Below are 20,795 nucleotides of genomic sequence, written 5' to 3'. Positions count from 1 at the left end.
ACCGGGGCAAGGCAGTTGCCCCCCTCCAAAGTGGGGACGGCCGCACATTGTCGCCAATGTCTTGCCACACCCAATGCTGGCAAGGCTTTCCGGGTGATTAGTTGTTCTTAATTCAGATATTGATAACGCTGAGTGTTGTATTGACGCCTGCGCGCAAGCGTTCCAGCGCCGTGAAGCCCTGCATGTCCGTTCCGCATACCGGGCCGAACCATTTGCATGTCATGTGGGCAACAAGGCTCCTTACACTCGCTGCAAACCACAAGGAAGCCGATATGCGCCCACACCGTCTGCCGCAGTGCCTGCTGTCCGCCCTCACCCTGAGCCTTGCGCTCGCTGGTCCGGCCCGTGCCGCGCCGGAGCCTGAACCGGTCGATATCCTGATCCGCAACGGCACGGTGGTCGACGGCAGCGGCGGCGCGCCCTTCGTGGCCGACGTGGGCATCCGCGATGACCGCATCGTGCTGGTGCAGCCCTCCGCCACGGGCGTGCAGGCGAAGACGGTGCTGGATGCGCGCGGGCTGGTGGTGGCGCCGGGCTTTATCGATCCGCATACGCACGCCTATCACAACCTCATCTCCAAAGACCGGCACCAGAACCTGCCGTACCTGCTGCAAGGCGTGACGACGGTGGTGATCGGCAACGACGGCATCGTGCTCGAAGGCGACGGGCCGGATCTCGACCGCATCGGGCCGACGCTCAAGGCGCTCGACGCCAACCGCATCGGCACGAACGTAGCCATGCTGGTGGGCCACAACGCCGTGCGCCACCGCGTGATGGGCGACGTGGCGCGTGCACCCACCGCCGACGAACTCAAGGCCATGCAGACGCTGATGGAAGACGGCATGCGCGACGGCGCATTCGGCATGTCGACGGGCCTCGTGTACGCCGGGCGTGTTCGCCAAAACCGACGAGGTGGTCGCGCTGGCCAAGATCGTGGCCGCGCGCGGCGGCATCTACGACACACACCTGCGCGACGAGGGCAACTTTCGCACGGGGCTTGTCAACGCCGTGAAAGAGGCGTTGGACATCGGCCGGCAGTCGGGCATCCCGATCCACATTTCGCACATCAAGGCGCTGGGTGTGGATTCGTGGGGCAAGAGCGCGGAGGTCATCGGCCTGATGCGGCAGGCGCAGGCCGACGGCATGAACGTATCGGCAAGCCAGTATCCGTACACGGCGTCGAGCACGCACATCATTCCGGCGCTGGTGCCCGGCTGGGCGCGTGACGGCGGCAACGACGCGCTGCTCAAGCGCCTGGAAGACCCGGCCACGCGTGCCCGCATTGCCACCGACATGGAAAAAGCCATGCAACAGCGTAACGGGCCCGCCGCGCAGGTGCTGATCTCTGCCAACCCCGAATACAACGGGCAGTCGCTCGAGGCGCTGGGCAAGAAGCTCGGCGTGAGCCCCGTCGATGCGGCCATCAGCGTGATCCAGCACGGCGGCACGAACATCGTGTCGTTCAACATGAGCGACGCCGACCTGGAAGCCTTCATGAAGCAGGACTTCGTCGTGGGCGGCTCCGACGGCATTGCCGGACACCCGCGCGAAGCCGGCACTTTTGCACGCCGCATCGGTGAATACGTCACGCGCAAGCACGTGATGACGCTGCCGTTTGCCATCCGCCAGGCCAGCGCCCGCACGGCCGAAATCTTCGGCATCAAGGATCGCGGCACGGTGCAGGCGGGTAAGTTTGCCGATCTGGTCATTTTCGACCCGGCCACTTATGCCGACCGCGCAAGCTACGAACAGCCGGGCCTGCCACCTGTGGGCGTACGCTGGGTGCTGGTCAACGGCGCGGTGGCCGTGGCCGACGGCAAGGCGATGCCGGATGTGCTGGCGGGGCGGGCCTTACGCAAATGAACAAGCGACGCCACGCGGCGACGCAGCTCAGATCACGTCGCCGAGTTCGCGCACGTCCGTGCCGGTGCAGCACGCGAGTATCTCGGCGTCTTCCTTGCTGACGGACAGATAGATGTGGCCGACTGCGCTGTCGAAGTACAGGCTGTCGCCCGGCGTCAGGCGAAAGGCGTCGCCGTTCTCGAAGCGCAGTTCGATCTCGCCGCCCAGCACGAAGACGAATTCCTCGCCAGGGTGGCGGATGTAATCGGGAAAGTCGTCGACCGAGCGCGCGCGGATGTGTGCGCGCATCGGCAGCATGCGTTTGCCGGTCAGCGCGTCGGCCAGCATGCCGTATTCGTAGTTCGGCGTGTCGTAAATGACCTGGCCGCCCGATGGCGTGAAGGTGGGCCGCAGCGGTCCAGCGTCGGGCGTGCGGCGCCGGCCGAGCAGTTGCTCGAATTCCAGCCCCAACGCCTGCGCCAGGCCGGCAAACTTCTCATAGGTGAGGGCAATATCGCCGCGCTCGGCCTTGGAAATGGTGGACAGCGCCACGCCAGAACGCTCCGACAGCTCCTGCAGCGTCAGCCCGCGCGCCTTGCGCGCCTCACGGATGCGCGCCCCCACCTCCTGGTGATTGAGCTGCGCCGGTGCCTCGTCGATTGAATGGGGCTGGATAGCCGCTTTTGCGCTCGATGCCACGCACGTCTCCGGGTTTTCTCGTATACGAGAATTTGATTTTTCTCGTATACGATAACTCAAACCCTCCCCAGCCTCCAACCCAGGAGAGCCGCCCGTGTCGACACTCGCCCTCGACAGCCGCCCCGCGCTGTCACGCACGCAAGTCATTGCCGCTACCACCATCGGCACAGCGCTGGAGTTTTACGACTTCACCATCTACAGCTACTTCGCCATCCAGATCGGGCAACTGTTCTTTCCGTCGGCATCGCCGGTGAACCAGTTCCTGTTGTCGATCGGGGTGTTTGGCGTCGGCTTTGTGGTGCGGCCACTCGGCGGCGTGATCATCGGCGCGTATGCCGATCGCGCCGGGCGCAAGAAGGCGATGGTGCTGACCATCATGATGATGGCGCTGTCGTGCGCGCTCATCGCCACGGCGCCCACGTACGCGACGGCGGGCATCTTCGCCCCGATGATCGTGCTGGCCGCGCGCCTGATGCAGGGCTTTGCAGCCGGCGGCGAATTCGGGCCCGGCACCACGTTGCTGGTCGAATACGCAAGCGACCGCACGCGGGCATTCTTTGCGAGCTGGAACTTTGCGGCAACCGCGCTGGGCCTCGCGCTGGGCGCGGCGGTCGCCACGCTCATCAACGTGACGCTCTCCAAGGAGGCGGTGCTCGCCTGGGGCTGGCGGCTGCCGTTCCTGCTGGGCATTTTTGCAGCGCCGGCCGGCATGCTGATCCGCCGCCGGCTGGAAGAGACGCTCGACCGCCGCGATGCGGCACCAAGCCCGCCAAGCCGCAAGGCGCGCTCAAGGCTGCGCTGACCACGCATCTGAAGCTGACCATTCTCGGCACGTTTGCGGAACTGGGCGGTTCGGTGTCGGTGTACATCACCGCATTCTTCCTGCCCAGCCACGCGGTGCGCACGCTGCATATGTCGCCCACCGCGGCGGTGGCCTCGGGCGTGGTCAGCTCGCTGGTGCTGTTCGTGGCCGCGCCAATTGCCGGGCGCCTGGCCGATCGCTACACCCGCAAGCGCGTGCTGGTTACGTCGCGCATCATCATGCTGCTGGCGGTCTACCCGGCGTTTGCCTTTCTGGGCGCGCATCCGACGCCGTTGGCGCTGTACATCGTGTCGGCATTGTTGGCCGTGTTCGTGGCCGCGCAGATCGTGCCGGTGCTGGTGATGATTCCCGAGCTGTTTCCCAAGCACGTACGTGCCACCGGCATTGCACTCACCTATGTGGTGAGCGCATCGTTCTTCGGCGGCTTCTCGCCGTTCATCGCGAGCTGGCTGGTGGAGCGCACCGGCAACCCGCTGGCGCCGGCGTGGTACGTGGCGGCCGCATGCCTCGTGTCATTGGTGCCGGTGATCTGGCTGCGGGACCGCACGGGCGAAGCGCTTTAAAGGGAAATGTTCATGTCGCACAACGACGAACTCGTCAGCCGGTCTGCGGTGGAACTACGCCGGCTGATTGGCGCCAAGGAAATCTCGCCGGTCGAGCTGCTCGACGCCTGCATCGACCGCATCGAAGCCATCAATCCTGCCGTCAATGCCGTCACGGCGACGTGCTTTCCGCAGGCGCGCGAAGCCGCAAAAGCCGCAGAGCGCGCCGTGCTCAATGGTGAACCGCTCGGGCTGCTGCACGGCCTGCCGCTCGGCGTGAAGGATCTGGAAGACACAGCGGGCCTGTTGACGACGTACGGCTCGCCCACCGCGCGCGGCAACGTGCCGACGCAGGATGTGTTGCTCGTCGAGCGTCTGCGCGCCGCGGGCTCCGTGCTGGTGGCGAAGACCAACGTGCCGGAGTTCGGTGCCGGCGCCAATACGCGCAACCCCGTGTGGGGCGCGACAGGCAACCCGTTCAACCCGATGCTGAATGCGGGCGGTTCGTCGGGCGGTGCGGCGGCCGCGCTGGCGTGCGACATGCTGCCCGTCTGCACCGGCTCCGACACCGGCGGCTCGCTGCGCATTCCGGCATCCAAATGCGGTGTGGTCGGCTTTCGGCCGTCGCCCGGGCTGGTCCCGAACTCGCGCAAGAAGCTCGGCTGGACGCCCATTTCGGTGGTCGGCCCGATGGGGCGCACGGTAGCCGAAGCGTGCCTGCAATTGGCCGCCACAGCGGGATTGTCGGCAAGCGATCCGCTCAGCTTCGACGTCGATCCGCTGAGCTTTCTCACGCCCGCGCCGCTCGATCTCTCCACGCTGCGCGTCGGCTGGACGGAAGACTTCGGCTGCTGCGATGTCGATGCGAGCATGCGTGCGGTCTTCCGCGAACGCATTGCCGCCATCGCGCCGATGTTCCGGTCGTGCGAGCCCGTGCAGTTCGACCTTGGCGAGGTGCATCGCTGCTTCGACGTCATTCGGGCGGAGAGCTTTGTCGCCGGCCTGCACGATGCTTACGTGCGCGACCCGGCGTCGATCGGGCCGAACTCGCGCGCCAATTACGAGCTGGGCGCCGCCATGACGCTTGCCGATTGTGCCTGGGCGCAGGCGGAACAGACGCGCATCCTCACGCGCTTCCAGGCGGCGTTCGGCCAGTACGACGTGATCCTGTCGCCGACGACGCCGGTGTCGCCGTTTCCGTGGAGCGCGCTGTACGCCACGCACATCGACGGCCGCGCGCAGGAGAACTATTACCGCTGGCTGGCGCTGACGTACGTCGTCACGCTGACCACGCACCCGGCGCTGTCATTGCCGTGCGGCGTTGACCACGCCGGCATGCCGTTCGGCCTGCAGATCGTCGGGCCTTTCCACGGAGACCGCAAAACGCTTGCCGTGGCGCATGCGCTCGAGCAGGCTTTCGACGCGTCTGCTACGCTGCGGCGGCCGCGTCCGGACCTCGCCAAGCTCACGCAGCCGACGCCGGCACTCCAATCCATCGTCACCGCGCCGCCGGTGTTCGATGCCGCCACGAGCGGCATGGGCACCTCGGCCGTCTGAACCTACAACGGACCTTCTCGACATGACCGACATCCAACGCCTCCACACCAACGCCCGCATGAGCCAGATCGTGATCGCCAACGGCATCGTGCATCTGGCCGGCCAAGTGCCCGACGTCGACTTCAAGTCGATCACCGAGCAGACCAACAACATCCTTGAGCGCATCGATGCCCTCCTGGCCGAAGCGGGTGTCGACAAGACGCGTCTGATCTCCGCCAACATCTGGCTGACCGACGCCAAGCACTTCGCCGAGCTGAACGCCGCGTGGGAAGCCTGGGTGCCGGCTGGCCACGCGCCCACGCGCGCCTGCGTGCAGTCGGGCCTGAGGCGCCCGGGCATCGATGTGGAAATCGCCGTCACGGCGCTGGCCAAGGGTTAAGGAGCCAGCCGCCATGCGCTTCGACACCCTTGTGCTAGGCGCCGGCATTGTCGGCGTGTCAGTGGCGGTGCATCTGCAGAAACGCGGGCGCGCCGTCGCGCTGGTGGACCGCCGTGCGCCGGGCTTTGAGACGTCGTTCGGCAATGCGGGGCTGATCCAGCGCGAGGGTGTGTATCCGTATGCGTTCCCGCGCGACCTGTCGACGCTGTTGCGTTACGCGGGCAACACATCGGCGGACGTGCATTACCACCCTGCCGACCTGCCCCGGCTGCTGCCGTTTCTGTGGCAGTACTGGCGCAACTCGCACCCCACGCGGCACGCGGCCATTGCGCGCGCGTATGCACCGCTGATTGCGCATAGCGTGAGCGAGCACCGCGCGCTGGCCGAAGCCGCCGGCGCCACGCATCTCATCCGCCCCAGCGGCTGGATCAAGGTCTTCCGCAATGCCGCCACGCAGGACAAGGAAACACGCAACGTCGAGCGCTGGCAGCGCGAATACGGCGTCGCCTTTGAAGCGCTCGACCCGGCGCGCCTGCGCACAGTTGAACCGCATCTGGACACATCGCTGCTGGGCGGCCTGCGCTATACGGAAGCGGATTCCGTGAGCGACCCGAACGCCCTGGTCACGGCCTACGCAAGGTATTTCGAGCAACTCGGCGGCCGCCTGGTTGAAGCCGATGCCAACACGCTCACGCCCAACGCCCCGTGGCTGTTGCAAACCAAGCAAGGCGAGCTGCGCGCGGACAACGTCGTCATCGCCATGGGCCCCTGGGCAGACGTCATCACTTCGCGCCTGGGCTACAGCCTGCCGCTGGCCGTCAAGCGCGGGTACCACATGCACTACGCGCCGGCGCAAGGCGCGCAGTTGAATCATCCCGTGCTCGATGCGGACGGCGGTTATGTCCTGGCGCCGATGGCGCGCGGCATCCGTCTGACCACCGGCGCAGAACTCGCACACCGCGATGCGCCGAAGACGCCCGTGCAGCTCAACGCCGTCGAGCCCGTCGCGCGCAAGCTCTTTCCCCTGGCCGAGCGGGTGGATGCGGAACCGTGGATGGGCGCGCGGCCCTGCACGCCCGACATGCTGCCGATCATCGGGCCGGCGCCGCACCACGCAAACATGTGGTTCGCGTTCGGCCATGCACACCACGGCCTGACGCTGGGGCCGATCACCGGGCGATTAATTGCGGAAATGATGACGGGCGAGACATCGACGGTAGATGTTCGCCCGTTCCGTGCGCAACGCTTCTGGGATTCAGCGCGCTAGTTCAACCCGCCCTGGCACAGGTACTTGATCGACAGGTAATCGTCGAGCCCGTACTTGGAGCCCTCGCGGCCGTAGCCCGATTCCTTCACGCCGCCAAAGGGCGCCGCCTCGCTGGCAAGCGCGCCTTCGTTGATGCCGACGATGCCCGCTTCCAACGCGCGTGATACACGCTCGATGCGGCGGATGTCTTGCGTATAGAAGTACGAGGCCAGCCCGAACGGCGTGTCGTTGGCAGCCTGCACGGCTTCGGCTTCATCGACAAAGCGGAACAGCGGCGCGACGGGGCCGAAGGTCTCTTCGTTGCAGAGCGCCATGCCGTTGTGGGCGTCGGCCAGCACGGTGGGCGCATAGAAGTGTTCACCAACTTCAGGCAGGCGCTTGCCACCTGCCAGCACGCGCGCCCCGTTGGCGACGGCGTCTTGCACGTGGCGTTCGATCTTGTCGACGGCGCGGGCGTTGATCATCGGACCGATCTGCGCGTCCGGGTCGGTGGCCGGCGCAACTTTCAGCGCGGAAACCCGCGCGGCCAGCATGGCGCCAAAGCGCTCATACACGCCGGTCTGCACGTAGACGCGGTTGGGGCACACGCAGGTCTGGCCGCCGTTGCGGAACTTGGCCGCCAGCAAGCCGGTGATGGCCGCGTCGAGGTCTGCGTCGTCAAACACGATGAACGGGGCGTTGCCGCCCAGCTCCAGCGACAGCTTCTTCAGCGTGCCCGCCGACTCGCGCGCCAGATACTTGCCCACCGGCGTCGAGCCCGTGAAGGTGATCTTGCGCACGCGGCTGTCGTGCAGCCAATCGGCTACGGCCTCGATACCACGATCACGCGAGGCGGAAATCATGTTCAGCACGCCGGGGCAGCCCTGCTTCCTGCGCGAGCTGCGCCAGTGCCAGCGCCGTGAGCGGCGTGTCTTCCGCCGGCTTGGCGACCACCGTGCAGCCCGCTGCCAGGGCCGGCGCGATCTTGCGCGCAATCATCGCCAGCGGGAAATTCCACGGCGTGATGGCGGCCACGATGCCCACGGGCTCCTTGACGGCGCTCATGCGTTTGCCGCGCTGCTGCTGCGGGATCAGATCGCCGTAGATGCGCGTGGCCTCGTCGGCAAACCACGCGACGTACGACGCGCCGTACATGACCTCGCCGCGCCCCTCGGCAAACGGCTTGCCCTGCTCCAGCGAAATCAGGCGCCCCAGCGCATCGGCATTGGCAACGATGGCCGCGTGCCAGCGGCGCAGGACGGCCGCGCGCTCGGCCGGCAGCGTGTCGCGCCACGCGGGAAAGGCGCGCGCTGCCGCGTCGGTGGCGGCACGCGCATCAGCGGCGCTGCTGTCAGGCACGTTGGCGATGAGGCTGCCGGTGGCGGGGTCCGTCACGGCAAAGCGTGCGCCGTCGGTGCCGGCAACCCACAGGCCGTCGATCAGGTTGTCGGTGCGCACGAGCCCGGCGTGGCGGAGTTGGTCCAAGCTGAAAGCCATCGTCGATTCCTTCAAACCGCTCAAGCCAGGTGCGCGGCAATCGCCTCGCCCACCTGCGTGGTGTTGGCAGTGCCGCCCAGATCCGGCGTGCGCGGGCCGTCCTTGAGCACGGCTTCAATGGCGGCGACGATCGCGTCGTGCGCCGCACGGCCTTCGCCCTGGCTTTCGGTCAGGAAGTCCAGCATCAGCGCCGCCGACCAGATCATCGCGATCGGGTTGGCGATGTTCTTGCCGTAAATGTCCGGCGCCGAGCCGTGCACCGGCTCGAACAGCGAAGGGAACGTGCGATCGGGGTTCAGGTTGGCCGAAGGCGCCAGGCCGATCGTGCCCGTCGTCGCGGGCCCAAGATCGGACAGGATGTCGCCGAACAGGTTGGTGGCGGCCACCACATCGAAGCGACCCGGCTGCAGCACGAAGCGCGCGGTCAGGATGTCGATGTGCTGCTTGTCGAGCGTGACGTCGGGATATTGCTGCGCGACTTCATCCGCGCGCTTGTCCCACCACGGCATGCTGATGGCGATGCCGTTGCTCTTGGTGGCCAGCGTCACGTGCTTGCGCTCGCGGCTTTGTGCAAGGTCGAAGGCGAACTTGAGCAGCCGCTCTGCACCCTTGCGCGAGTAAACCGATTCCTGGATCACGATTTCGCGGTCGGTGCCTTCATACATGATGCCGCCGAGCGATGTGTATTCGCCTTCGGTGTTCTCGCGCACGACGTAGTAATCAATGTCGCCGGGCTTGCGGTTGGCGAGCGGGCACGGCACGCCCTCAAACAATCGCACGGGGCGCAGGTTGATGTATTGGTCGAACTCGCGGCGGAACTTGAGCAGCGAACCCCACAGCGAGACGTGATCGGGCACCGTGGCTGGCCAGCCGACCGCGCCGAACAAGATGGCGTCCATGCCTTGCAGTTGGTGCTTCCAGTCGTCGGGCATCATCGTGCCGTGCTGCTGGTAGTAATCGCAGCTGGCCCAGTCGATGTGCTGGGTTTCGAGGTTGATGCCGAAACGGCGCGCGGCGGCTTCCAGCACGCGCAGGCCCTCGGGCATCACTTCGCGGCCGATGCCGTCGCCGGGGATCACGGCGATCCGGTACGTCTTGCGGGTCATGTCAGATCCGGTAAAAAAGAAGAGGAAGAATCAGGCACCCTGCGGCGCGATGAACTCGCGGGCGAGCTTCCGGGCGCCGTTGGCGAACATCAGGATATCAACGCCCGTGGCGACGAAGGTGCAGCCCAACTCCAGATAGTGACGCGCGAGCGCCGCGTCGGACGTCAACGTGCCGGCGGCCTTGCCCGACGCAACAATCGTGCGCACGGCGTTGTCGATGGCCGCCTGCACGTCGGGGTGGCCGGCGTTGCCACGGTGGCCCATCGATGCAGCCAGATCCGCCGGGCCGATGAACACGCCGTCCACGCCGTCCACATCGCAGATGGCTTCGAGGTTTTGCAGCGCGGTGACGGTCTCCGCCTGGACGAGCAGGCAGGCTTCGTCATCTGCAACCTGCAGGTAATCGGTGCGGGCGCTCCAGCGCGATGCGCGGCCCACGGCACTGCCCACGCCACGAATGCCGTGCGGGGGATAGCGCACCGCGCGCACCAGCTCGCGCGCCTCTTCCGCCGTATCGACCATCGGCACGAGCAGCGTGCGCGCGCCGATGTCGAGCAAGCGCTTGATGAGCGACGGATCGCCGTTGTAGGGCCGGACGATGGGCTCGGCACGGTACGGCGCCACGGCCTGCAGCTGCGCGAGAATCGTGCGCACGTCGTTCGGGGCGTGCTCGCTGTCGATCAGCAACCAGTCGAAGCCGGCGGTGGCACTCACCTCCGCCAGGTACGGATCGCTCATCGCCAGCCAGAAGCCGATCTGGCGTTGCCCGGCGGCCAGCGCGGCCTTGAAGCTGTTCGGGCGCTCAAGCGCGGACGTTTGCATTGCGTGGGTCATGCGAATGGAGGGTTTCAGAAGTGGGCTCGAAGCTGATGGGTTCCACCTTGCCGAGCAGGAAGAGGTAATTCAGGATCGCCAGGCCGATCAGCGCGGCGGAGAACACCAGCGCCGGAATGAACGAGCCCGTGGCACCCACGATGGCGCCGGTGACGATCGGGCCGACCACACCGCCCATGTTCGACACGCTGTTCTGCAGGCCCGCCACCATCGACACGTTGTTGCCCGGTGCCACATCGGCCGGTAATGCCCACACCTGCGATGCCGCCACGGTCGTGCCTGACTTCGCGATGCACAGCAGGATGACCGCCACGACGGCCGATTGTGCGAACGCCGCCAGCCCGATGCTCGACGCCATCACCAGGCCGATGATGAGGAACAGCTTGCGCGTGGCCGTGAGCGAAAGCTTGCCCGAGGCATACACACGGTCCGACGCCCAGCCCGCGAACACCTCCACGAACATCGACACGAACAGCGGCAGCGACGCCATGAGGCCCATCTGCATCAGGCCCATGCCACGCTCCTTGACGAGGTACGTCGGCAGCCACGTGATGAAGAAGTACGAGTTGTAGTTGATCATGAAGAAGCCGATGCACATCGCCCAGATGTTCCGGTGCGTCAGCAGCTTCGTCCAGGGCACCTTGGGTTCATCCTTGCTACGGGCTGCCGGCAGGCCGCGTTGGATGTGGGCCAGCTCAGCGGCGTTCACGCCCTTGTGTTCTTCCGGCGTTTCCTTGAACACCGCCCACCACACCACTGCCCACACGATGCCCAGCCCGCCCGTCACGGCAAAGGTGATCTTCCAATCGAACATCACCAGCAACCACGCGATGAGCGGCAACGCGACAGCGCTGCCCAGCTTGGAGCCGCTATCGAAGATGGCGGCCACCGTGGCGCGTTCCTGCTTGGGGAACCAGCGCCCGGTAATGCCCGCGCTGCTGGGGTACGCACCCGCCTCACCGATGCCCAGCGCCACACGCAGGCCCACCAGGGACTTGAAGCCGTTTGCCAGGCCCGTCAACGCCGTTGCAACGGACCACCACAGCACCGCAAAGCCGAGCACCTTCTTCTGCCCGAAGCGGTCGGCCAGAATGCCCGCCGGCAACTGCAGCAGCGCATACGACCAGAAGAACGCCGACATGACGACGCCCATTTCCACGGCGCTCAGTTGGAATTCCTTCTGGATGTGCGGCGCGGCGGCCGACAGCACGGTACGGTCGATGTAGTTGATGGCAATCGCCGCCCACATGAGGCCGGCGACGACCCAGCGCACTTTCGAGCGCGGGCCGCCCTGTGACGTGTCCTGCATGGTTTGTCTCCTGTTTTGTAATAGGTGATGCGTGCCTTCGAGTCGAGGCGCTAACTCACGATGCCCATGTGCCAGGGCACGAATTCATGGTCGCCAAGACCGAGCAGCTCACTTGGTGCGCTCGCCCGAAGCGGTGCGCAGGATGTGCTCGAAGATGTCCTGGCCCATTTCTTCCACCGAACGCTCGCCGTCGAGAATGCGGCCGCAGTTGATGTCCATGTCTTCTTCAAGCCGGCGGAACATGGGCGTATTGCTGGCGAGCTTGATCGTCGGCGCGGGCTTGGAACCGAACATCGAGCCGCGTCCCGTGGTGAAGCAAATGAGGTTGGCGCCGCTCGCAATCTGTCCGGTCACGGCGACGGGGTCGTAGCCCGGCGAATCCATGAAGACAAAGCCCGAGCAGTCGATGGGCTCGGCGTATTCGTACACGGCCTGCAGCGGCGTAGTACCGCCCTTCATGGCCGAGCCCAGCGATTTTTCGAAGATGTTGGCCAGACCACCCTGCTGGTTGCCGGGGCCCACCACGCCGTTGAACTGACCGTTGTGGCCGCGGGTGTAGTTCTCCCACCAGGCGAGCCGATCGAGCAGCTTCTGCCCGACTTCCGGCGACACCGCGCGGCGCGTGAGCATCGTTTCCACGCCGTGGATCTCCGGCGTTTCCGACAGGATGGCCGTACCGCCATGGCGCACCAGCAGGTCCATCGCCGCACCGAGCGCCGGGTTGGCGGTAATGCCCGAGAAACCATCGGAGCCGCCGCACTCCAGGCCGATCTTGAGATGGCTGGCCGAAACCGGGCGGCGCACGATGTCATTGGCCGCCGGCAGCATCTTCTGGATGGCGCTGATGCCCGCCTCGATGGTGGCGCGCGTGCCGCCGGTGTCTTGCATCACGAGCGTGTGCATCAGCTTGCCGGTTTCCAGGCCCTGGCTCGCCATCAAATCCGCCACCTGGTTGCGCTCGCAGCCCAGGCCGACGATCAGCACACCCGCCAGGTTCGGATGCCGCGCATAGCCCGCCAGCGTGCGGCGCAGCACATCGAAATGCTCCGACGGCGACGACATCCCGCAGCCGCTCGTCTGCGCAAACGCCACCACGCCATCCACACTGGGAAACGGCGCGAGGCGCTCCGGCGTAAACCACGCCGCGATGTTCTTGATGACGGTGGACGAGCAATTGACCGACGCCAGGATGCCGATGAAGTTGCGCGTGGCCACACGGCCGTCGGGCCGGACGATGCCATTGAACGTAGCGCGCTGCGCCTCCGGGATGTAATCGACCGGACGCACATCGAGGCCGAAGCCGGGGTCGCGTGCGTAGTCGATCAGCTCGATGTTGTGCGTGTGAACGTGCTCGCCCGCCTCGATGTCGCGTGCGGCGCGCCCGATGATCGTGTCGTACTTGCGAATGACTTCGCCCTGGGTGATCCGCCGCGCGGCGATCTTGTGGCCGGCCGGCACCTGCGCGCGCAGGCGCACCGTCGTGCCGTTGATCGACAGGTTGGCCCCGAGCGAGAGCCCTTCGCGCGCAATCAGCACGTTGTCTGCCGCGTTCAGCTGAATCAGCGGCCCAGCATACGCTGGGTTTGCCTGCAACATCCTTTGCTCCTCCGGGCTGTCATCTGGTGCAGCCGTCGTCTGTCATGAGTTTTGATGTTACCGGTTTATGTAACCGGTAACATTGGCGCAATCGTAGTCGGGTTTTGCGATAATTGCTAGCCCCTTTTTCCCTGTGTTTCCCTAATCGGCCCATCGATCACGTGACCAAGTCCACCACCGTGTCCCCGTAGAAACCGCGCCCGCGGCCGCACGCCGTGCGCGCAAGAACACCGGGCGCGTCACATTGAGCGACCTTGCCAAGCTGGTGGGTGTGACGAAGGTGACGGTGTCCCGTGCGCTGAACACGCCGGAGCTGGTGTCGGGCGACACGCTGCAGCGCGTGCGCGAAGCGGTGCGGCAGACCGGCTATACGCCGGACCTCGTGGCCGGCTCACTGGCATCCAACCGCAGCCGATTGATCGTCGCGCTCATCCCGACGATTGCGGGCAGCGTGTTTCAGGAAACGGTCGCGGCGCTGACCACCGAGCTGGCTGCTGCGGGCTATCAATTGCTGATCGGCCAGAGCGGCTATGACGAATCACGCGAAGATGCACTGCTCGACGCGATCGTCGGACGGCGCCCCGCGGGCATCGTGCTGACGGGCGTGGTGCACTCCGCCAGCGTGCGGCAAAAGCTGCAGGCGGCCGGCGTGCCGGTGGTGGAAACCTGGGATATCACGCGCAACCCGCTGGACATGCTGGTGGGCTTCTCGCATCAGAAGGTCGGCCAGGCGGCGGCGCGCTATCTGAAGCAGCGCGGCGCAAAGCACCCCGCCGTCATCACGCCGAGCGACCGCCGCGCGCAGGCCCGCGCGCAAGCCTTCGTAAAGACGTTCGGCTCAGAAGCCCACATTCCCGTGATGGCCGCCGAATCGCCCGCCAACCTGGGCGACGGGCGGCGCGCACTGGGCACATTGCTCGCGCAGCATCCGGACACCGATGCCATCTTCTGCGGTGCCGACATCCTGGCGCTCGGCGTGCTGATGGAGGCCCAACATCGCGGCATTGCCGTGCCCGGGCAACTCCGCGTGGTCGGCTACGGCGACCAGGTGTTCGCCAAGGACACGACGCCCGCACTCACCACCATCCGCATCGACGGTACAGGCATCGGCAAGCTGGCAGCGACGTTGCTGATCGACCGCATCGAACACGGCGACGAAGAACGCCGCACGGTGGATGTGGGTTTCACGCTCGTTGAGCGCGACAGCGCGTAGCGCTCAGGCGGCCACCACGTCCGCATCGAGCGGAAACACGGGCCGCTGCACCTTGGCAAACGGGAAGCGCGCGTAGTCCGAACTCGTTACGCCGCCGCCGTCGCACTCCACTACGGCCCTGGCAATGGGCACGAACACGGGCCGGCAATACATGCGCGACTTCAACAGCACGAAGCGCGCGGCATGTGGGTCTACGCCGATGTGCGTGAAGATGCCGAGGTCCCAATGCTCCTGCGGCGTCTCGGTGACGACGATCTGCGCCGCGCCGATGTCGAGCAGCGCCGTTCGCCCCATGCGGATGCGCTGGCCGGTATAGGTCGGCCCCGTGATGGTGTATTCGCCGTCGCTGATGGCGACAACCTTGCCCGTCAGCGCGCGCGGCACGGGGTAGATGCCGAGCTGCACGAGCGGCACCTTGTCGCCGACCGGCAGCGTGACCGTGGCACCCTTGCCCGCCTCGATCATCGCCGCGACGGCTTCCGGGTCGCACACCGGCCCGACAGCGATGCCTCTCAAGCCTTGCCGCAACGCTTCGTGCACAACGTGCATGTCGTCGCACGTGCCGCCGGACATGCAGTTGTCGCCGTGGTCGAGCAGCAGCACGGGGCCGCTGCCGGGCGCGTCCGCCAATCTGGCTGCGCGCGCGATCGATTCGGTCAGCGGTTCAGAGCGATAGACAAACCCTTCGCGATCAGCCCAGATGGCATCGGCAATGCGTTGCGCCGCAGCGTCGGCGGCATGTTTGTCGCCGTTGCCGACCACCACGACGGAAAGGCACGGGGCGGCAATGTCCGCCAGCCCGAATCCGGCCAGGACCGACACGGCGAGCATGCCGTCGTTCTCGGCCTGTTTGGCGAGCGCCACAGCGCGGTGCATCGCGCCTTCGTCGGTGCGGCTGCGCAGGGTGTGCGTGACCATCGGCAGGCGGCGCCACGCGAGCACGGGATTCGCGCGGCCGGCCAGCTTGTCGAACAGCAGGCGGCCGGCGTGCTCGCCGGTTTCGTACATGTCAACGTGCGGATACGTCTTGAAACTGACTGCGATGTCGGCCAAGTCGATGAACTTCTGCGTGAGATTGCCGTGCAAGTCGAGCGCGACGGCAATCGGCACGTCGGGCACCACCGCACGCAGGCGTTCGAGCAGATCGCCTTCGCCGTCGTCGCTGTTCTCCGCGACCATCGCGCCGTGCAGGTCGAGCAACAGCGCATCGCAGCCCGGCGCCGCCGCGACGATGGCGTCGCACAACGTGGTGTACGCCTCGGCAGCGACGCGTCCGCTGGGGTTCGCTCCGGCCACGACGGGCACAACGATTTCCGCGCCTGCCGCCTCTGCCAGATCGATGAACGCACCGGCCGCCGTGCGCGTGCCCTTGGCGGCGCGGTACGCGTCGGCGCCGTAGTGCGGATGGAACGATGCCAGCGGCGTTGGCACCGGCGAGAACGTATTCGTCTCGTGATTGAAGCGGGCGATCAGGATGCGCATGAGCGGTCGGGTGATGGTGTCAAACGCGGCCAGCGGCCTGCAGCATCGCGTGCAGCAGCACATTGGCCCCGGCTTCCAGATGTTCGGGGCGGGCGTCTTCGATCTCGTTGTGGCTGATGCCGTCCTTGCAGGGCACGAAGATCATCGCGGTGGGGGCCACACGCGCCAGGTAGACCGCGTCATGGCCTGCGCCGCTGATCACGTCCATCTCCGACAACCCGAGCTGCCGCGCGCCGCTGCGCACCGCGTTCACCAACGTGGCGTCAAACGGCTGCGGCGGGAAGTAGACGACTTGGCGCAATGCGATGTCGATGCCGCTGCGTGTGCGCAACTCTGCCACTGCGTCATGCAGCGCCGCGTCCATGTCGGACAACATCGCGTCGTCGGCCGCGCGGAAGTCGATCGTCATCGATACCTGGCCCGGAATCACGTTGCGCGAATCCGGATGCACGCTCAGGCAGCCCACCGTGGCCCGTGCATGGGGCGGGCGCTCCAGCGCGATGCGGTTGGCAATGCCGACGAGTTCTGCGGCGGGCAGCAACGCATCGCGGCGCAGCTCCATCGGCGTGGGGCCGGCGTGCGCTTCCATGCCGGTCAAGACCACGTCGTACCAGCGCTGGCCGAGCGCGCCCGTCACCACGCCGATGGTCGTGGCGTGCGCCTCCAGCACCGGCCCTTGTTCGATATGCGCTTCGAAGTAGGCGCCGACGGCTCGGCCTCCAACAGGCTCACTCCCCGCGTAGCCGATACTGCGCAGCGCCTCGCCCACGGCCACGCCGTCGCGGTCCTGCGCGGCCAGCACGGCGTCCAGCGCAAACTCGCCGATGAACGCGCCGGAGCCCATCATCACCGGCACGAAGCGCGAACCTTCTTCGTTGGTCCACACGGCCACTTCGATGGGCGCTTCCGTTTCGATGCCCGCATCGTTGAGCGCGCGCACAACCTCGATGCCGGCGAACACGCCGTAGTTGCCGTCGAACTTGCCGCCGGTCGGCTGCGTGTCGATGTGGCTGCCGGTCATGACGGGCGGCAGCGCGTTGTTGCGCCCCGGCCGGCGCGCGAAGAGGTTGCCGATGGCGTCGACGCGCACGGTGCAGCCCGCGGCTTCGGCCTGTGCAACGAAGAAATCGCGGCCTTGCCGGTCGAGATCGGTCAGTGCGAGGCGCCGCACGCCGCCCTTGGGCGTGGCGCCGATGCGCGCCTGCTGCATGAGCGTGTCCCACAGGCGTGCGCCGTTGATGCGCAAGGTGGTGTCGAGTTGGGTGGTCGTCATGATGTGTACGTTTAAGCGGCCAGGCCGACGCCAAGGTAGCGGTCCTTGATGGCGTCGTCGGCGCGGAAGGCTTCGTTGGTGCCGGTGTAGACCACGCGGCCCTGTTCGATGATCACGTGGCGATCGGCGAGTTGCGTGCAGACTTCGAGGTTCTGTTCGACGAGCAGGATGGACACGCCCGCCTGCTTGATGACCTTCAGCTGCGCAACGATCTCTTCCACGATGACGGGCGCCAGACCTTCGACAGGCTCGTCGAGCATCAGCAGGCGCGGGTGGTTCATCAGCGCGCGCCCGATGGCGAGCATCTGCTGCTCGCCGCCGGAGAGATTCGCGCCGCCGTTGCGCCGCCGCTCATGCAGGCGCGGGAAGATGCGGTAGATGTCGGCCAGCTGCCACGGAGAATCCCGCCGCGCGCCGAGCTTCAGGTTCTCTTCCACGGTCAGCAGCTTGAAGATGCCGCGATGCTCAGGCACCAGGCACAAGCCCTGCGCGGCAATGCGATGCGGTGGTTGCCCGGCAATGTCGCGGCCGCGAAAACGCACGTGCCCACCGCGCGGCGTGACGACGCCGGCAATCGTTTTGAGCGTGGTCGACTTGCCCGCGCCATTGCGGCCGAGCAGCGTCACCAGTTCACCCTCGCCCACCGTGAGCGCCACGCCCTGCAGCACGTGGCTCTTGCCGTAATAGCCGTGGAGGTCTGCAACGTCGAGAATCGCCGTCGTCGTCATTTCTTGCCTCCCGTGATCATGTTGCCGAGATAGGCGGCGCGCACGCGCGGGTCCGCTCGCACGGCATCGGGCGTGCCCTCCATCAGCACCTTGCCCTGCTGCATGACGGTGATCGTGTCGGAGATGTCCATCACGATGTCCATGTTGTGTTCGATCAGCACGACCGTGTGGTCCTGCGCCAGGCCGCGGATGAGCGCCTTCATGGCGGGCAGGTCGTCCACGCCCATGCCGGAGGTCGGCTCGTCGAGAAAGATCGCGCGCGGGTTGGCGGCCAGCGCCATGCCGACTTCCAGCCGCCGCTGCTGGCCGTGCGAAAGCGCGGCCGCCGGCGTGTCGGCCAGGCGCGGCAACTCAAGTCGATCGAGCACGCGGTCGACCGTATCGGTGCAAGCCAGATCGCCCTGCGGCAGGCGCCAGCCGTGCATGGCGCGACGCGGCGTGGTGCCGAGTGCGGCCAGGCGCAGGTTCTCGCGCACCGACAGACTCGGGAACAGGCTCGTCACCTGGAACGAACGCGCGATGCCGCGCTGTACGCGCTGGTAGTCGGCTTCACGCGTCACGTCGTGGCCATCGAAGACGATGGTGCCGCTGGTGATCATGCGCGTGCCCGTGAGCATGTGGAACAGCGTGGTCTTGCCGGCGCCGTTGGGCCCGATGACGGAGTGGACCGTGCCGGGCATCACACGCAAGTCAACGCCGCCCAGTGCCGTGAACTTGCCGTACTGCTTGACGATGCCGGTGGCCTGGAGGATGGGCGTGGTGGTCATGCGCGCTCCTCCTGCACCGCCGGTGCGTGTCGCGGCGCGCGCAGGCGCTGCCACAGCTTCTGCCCGAGCCCGAACAGCCCGCGCTGCATGAACAGGCTCACCGCAATCAAGAGGAAGCCCAGCAGCATCAGCCAGCGCGGCCACAGGCTCGAGAGCCAGTCCGACAGCAACACATAGAACGCTGCGCCCAACACCGAGGCAAACACGTTGCCCGTGCCGCCGATGACGGTCATCACTAGAATCATCTCGCTGACGTGGTAGTCGATATTGGCCAGCGGCGCGATGCCCGTGAGCATGGCGTGCAGGGCGCCCGCCAGCCCCGTCACCGCACCGGAGATGACAAACGCGAGCAGCTTGAAGGCGCGCACGTTGTAGCCGACGGCGAGCGCACGTTCTTCGTTGTCGCGAATGGCCAGCAGCGTGCGGCCAAACACCGATTCCGTCACACGCTGCACGAGGAAGAACACGACGAGGAACAGCGCCGCGACAAACGCGTAGAACGCCCACGGCGACGCCGCAAACGCCGGACGCGGAACATCCAGCAGGCCGTTGTCGCCGCCCGTGAGCGACGGCGTGGTGTAGGCCAGGAAATAGAACATCTGCGAGAAAGCCAGCGTCAGCATGACGAAGTACGTGCCGCGCTGGCGGATGGCAAACCAGCCGACCACCGCCGCCACGACCGCGCCCACCACCACGGCCAGGACAAGCGCCACCGGCATCGGCAGCGCCAGTTGTGTGAGGCCAATGCCGGCGGCATAGCTGCCGAGCCCGAAGAAGATGCCTTGCCCGAACGACAGCAGCCCCGTGTAGCCGAGCAGCAGGTTGCAGGCCATCACGGCCATCGCGTAGACGAGCACTTCGGTGGCTAACGTGCCGGACCTCAGCACCAGCGGCAGCAGCAACGTCACGCCCAGCGCCAGCCACCAGAAGCGGTGTCGCGAAATTCCATGGAATGCGGCTTGCATCATCCCCTCCCCAGCAGGCCGTGCGGGCGCAGCAGCAGCACGGCCGCCATCGCCACGTAGATCATCAGCCGCGCGCCCTCGGGCCACAGCGTGCTCATCAGGCTCTGCACGATGCCGACCAGCAGGCCGCCGACCAGCGCCCCCGCAAAGCTGCCCATGCCGCCCACCACCACAACCACGAAGGCGACGCCGAGGGCCTCTACGCCCATGAAGGGTTCCGCGCCGCGAATGGGCGCCGCCAGCACCCCGGCCACCGCTGCCGTCGCCGCGCCCAGTGCAAACATCAAGCTGAACAGGCGGAACACGTTGATGCCGAGCAGCGAGACCATCTCCGTCGATTCACTGCCCGCCCGCACCGCGCTGCCCAGTCGCGTGCCCTCCAGCAGCCACCACAGGGCGAGCGCCAGCACGGCCGTAAAGCCGATGACGAACAGGCGGTATTTCGGGTAGACGAAATCGCCCCACATCACCACGCCCTGCAAGGCATCGGGCGCCGGCACATCCACGCCCAGCGGCCCCCACGCCACGATGATCAATTCCTGCACGACCAGGGCCAGACCCACCGTGACGAGGATGTGGAATTCGTGCGCCTGCGCGTAGACGTGGCGCAGCAGCACCTTCTCCGTCACCCACGCCAGCGCGCCGATGACAATGGGCGCAAGCACCAACGCCAGCCAGAAATCCATGCCCATCTGCAGGGCCTGGAAGCAGAGATACGCGCCCAGCGCATAAAACGCGCCGTGGGCGAAATTGACGAAGCGCAACAGCCCGAAGATGATCGACAGCCCCACCGCCAGCAGGAAGTAGAGCATGCCGATCCCCACGCCGTTGACGACCTGGAGCAGGTAGACGTTCATTGCGTTGACCGAAATGGCACTCAGGAAGACAGGCGCCCGTGCTTCAGCAACTGAAGCCGGGCGTGCGGCAGATCAGACCC

General features: G+C 66.5%; 16 protein-coding genes and 3 pseudogenes. 7 read left to right on the top strand and 12 right to left on the bottom strand.

Annotated features, from left to right (window positions below; all coding sequences use genetic code 11):
• The first annotated feature begins 272 nt into the window (after positions 1-272).
• Together OWR21_RS12290 and OWR21_RS12285 are read left to right on the top strand one after the other, a co-directional pair.
• Complete coding sequence (locus tag OWR21_RS12290; RefSeq protein WP_332395393.1) at positions 273-1,226, top strand: amidohydrolase family protein; 954 nt, start codon at positions 273-275, stop codon at positions 1,224-1,226.
• Positions 1,144-1,863, top strand: a complete 720-nt coding sequence (locus OWR21_RS12285; protein WP_332395392.1) for an amidohydrolase family protein — start codon at positions 1,144-1,146, stop codon at positions 1,861-1,863. Before OWR21_RS12290 ends, OWR21_RS12285 begins: the two co-directional genes overlap by 83 nt.
• 27 nt (positions 1,864-1,890) lie before the next feature.
• Here the strand turns inward: OWR21_RS12285 and OWR21_RS12280 are convergent, their stop codons facing one another.
• Positions 1,891-2,541 carry a helix-turn-helix domain-containing protein gene (locus OWR21_RS12280; RefSeq protein ID WP_316874812.1) on the bottom strand — a complete coding sequence of 217 codons (651 nt, stop codon included), beginning with the start codon at positions 2,539-2,541 and terminating at the stop codon, positions 1,891-1,893.
• A 94-nt stretch (positions 2,542-2,635) separates the two neighbouring features.
• Between OWR21_RS12280 and OWR21_RS12275 the strand changes: the two are divergent.
• The 4 genes and pseudogenes from OWR21_RS12275 (at position 2,636) to OWR21_RS12260 (ending at position 7,109) form a co-directional block, all read left to right on the top strand.
• Positions 2,636-3,927, top strand: a pseudogene (locus OWR21_RS12275) (MFS transporter).
• 12 nt (positions 3,928-3,939) lie between these two features.
• Positions 3,940-5,463 carry an amidase gene (locus OWR21_RS12270; protein ID WP_332395391.1) on the top strand — a complete coding sequence of 508 codons (1,524 nt, stop codon included), beginning with the start codon at positions 3,940-3,942 and terminating at the stop codon, positions 5,461-5,463.
• A 22-nt stretch (positions 5,464-5,485) separates the two neighbouring features.
• Positions 5,486-5,842 (top strand): RidA family protein, encoded by a 357-nt coding sequence (locus tag OWR21_RS12265; protein WP_332395390.1) that lies wholly within the window; start codon positions 5,486-5,488, stop codon positions 5,840-5,842.
• Between the two features lie 13 nt (positions 5,843-5,855).
• The gene (locus OWR21_RS12260) at positions 5,856-7,109 is read left to right on the top strand and encodes an NAD(P)/FAD-dependent oxidoreductase (RefSeq protein WP_316890508.1); all 1,254 of its coding nucleotides are present in this window, start codon (positions 5,856-5,858) and stop codon (positions 7,107-7,109) included.
• Here OWR21_RS12260 and OWR21_RS12255 read toward each other — a convergent pair.
• The 5 genes and pseudogenes from OWR21_RS12255 to OWR21_RS12235 form a co-directional block, all read right to left on the bottom strand.
• Positions 7,106-8,585, bottom strand: a pseudogene (locus OWR21_RS12255) (NAD-dependent succinate-semialdehyde dehydrogenase). The gene OWR21_RS12260 and the pseudogene OWR21_RS12255 overlap by 4 nt on opposite strands.
• A gap of 20 nt (positions 8,586-8,605) precedes the next feature.
• The gene (locus OWR21_RS12250) at positions 8,606-9,691 is read right to left on the bottom strand and encodes a tartrate dehydrogenase (RefSeq protein ID WP_332395389.1); all 1,086 of its coding nucleotides are present in this window, start codon (positions 9,689-9,691) and stop codon (positions 8,606-8,608) included.
• A gap of 30 nt (positions 9,692-9,721) precedes the next feature.
• Entirely contained in the window at positions 9,722-10,525 is an 804-nt protein-coding gene (gene hpaI / locus OWR21_RS12245; protein ID WP_316874819.1) for a 4-hydroxy-2-oxoheptanedioate aldolase, read from the bottom strand.
• Positions 10,494-11,834 (bottom strand): MFS transporter, encoded by a 1,341-nt coding sequence (locus OWR21_RS12240; protein WP_332395388.1) that lies wholly within the window; start codon positions 11,832-11,834, stop codon positions 10,494-10,496. The genes hpaI and OWR21_RS12240 overlap by 32 nt, the downstream gene beginning before the upstream one ends.
• 50 nt (positions 11,835-11,884) lie before the next feature.
• Positions 11,885-13,430: pseudogene (locus OWR21_RS12235) on the bottom strand (UxaA family hydrolase).
• A 244-nt stretch (positions 13,431-13,674) separates the two neighbouring features.
• Between OWR21_RS12235 and OWR21_RS12230 the strand changes: the two are divergent.
• Complete coding sequence (locus OWR21_RS12230; RefSeq protein ID WP_332395387.1) at positions 13,675-14,643, top strand: LacI family DNA-binding transcriptional regulator; 969 nt, start codon at positions 13,675-13,677, stop codon at positions 14,641-14,643.
• Between the two features lie 3 nt (positions 14,644-14,646).
• On the opposite strand, the gene OWR21_RS12225 is transcribed toward OWR21_RS12230, so the two are convergent.
• Genes OWR21_RS12225 through OWR21_RS12200 form a run of 6 tightly spaced genes read right to left on the bottom strand, consistent with a single transcriptional unit; the run spans position 14,647 to position 20,715 of the window.
• Complete coding sequence (locus tag OWR21_RS12225; RefSeq protein ID WP_332395386.1) at positions 14,647-16,125, bottom strand: M81 family metallopeptidase; 1,479 nt, start codon at positions 16,123-16,125, stop codon at positions 14,647-14,649.
• A gap of 19 nt (positions 16,126-16,144) precedes the next feature.
• Entirely contained in the window at positions 16,145-17,398 is a 1,254-nt protein-coding gene (locus tag OWR21_RS12220; protein WP_102079207.1) for a Zn-dependent hydrolase, read from the bottom strand.
• Between the two features lie 11 nt (positions 17,399-17,409).
• Positions 17,410-18,126: an ABC transporter ATP-binding protein gene (locus tag OWR21_RS12215; protein WP_063393855.1), complete on the bottom strand. Its 717-nt coding sequence runs from the start codon at positions 18,124-18,126 to the stop codon at positions 17,410-17,412.
• On the bottom strand, positions 18,123-18,893 hold the full coding sequence (locus tag OWR21_RS12210; RefSeq protein WP_147218506.1) for an ABC transporter ATP-binding protein: 771 nt from the start codon (positions 18,891-18,893) through the stop codon (positions 18,123-18,125). The genes OWR21_RS12215 and OWR21_RS12210 overlap by 4 nt, the downstream gene beginning before the upstream one ends.
• Positions 18,890-19,858, bottom strand: coding sequence for a branched-chain amino acid ABC transporter permease (locus OWR21_RS12205; protein ID WP_332395385.1), 969 nt, complete (start codon positions 19,856-19,858; stop codon positions 18,890-18,892). Before OWR21_RS12205 ends, OWR21_RS12210 begins: the two co-directional genes overlap by 4 nt.
• A complete protein-coding gene (locus tag OWR21_RS12200; protein WP_009240143.1) occupies positions 19,858-20,715 on the bottom strand; it encodes a branched-chain amino acid ABC transporter permease in 858 nt (285 codons plus the stop codon). The genes OWR21_RS12205 and OWR21_RS12200 overlap by 1 nt, the downstream gene beginning before the upstream one ends.
• Between the last annotated feature and the right edge of the window lie 80 nt (positions 20,716-20,795).

The sequence above is a fragment of the Ralstonia sp. 1B3 genome (assembly GCF_036631435.1).
The sequence above is the reverse complement of the archived record's forward strand: the minus strand, read 5'-3'. Positions and strand labels throughout refer to the sequence as shown.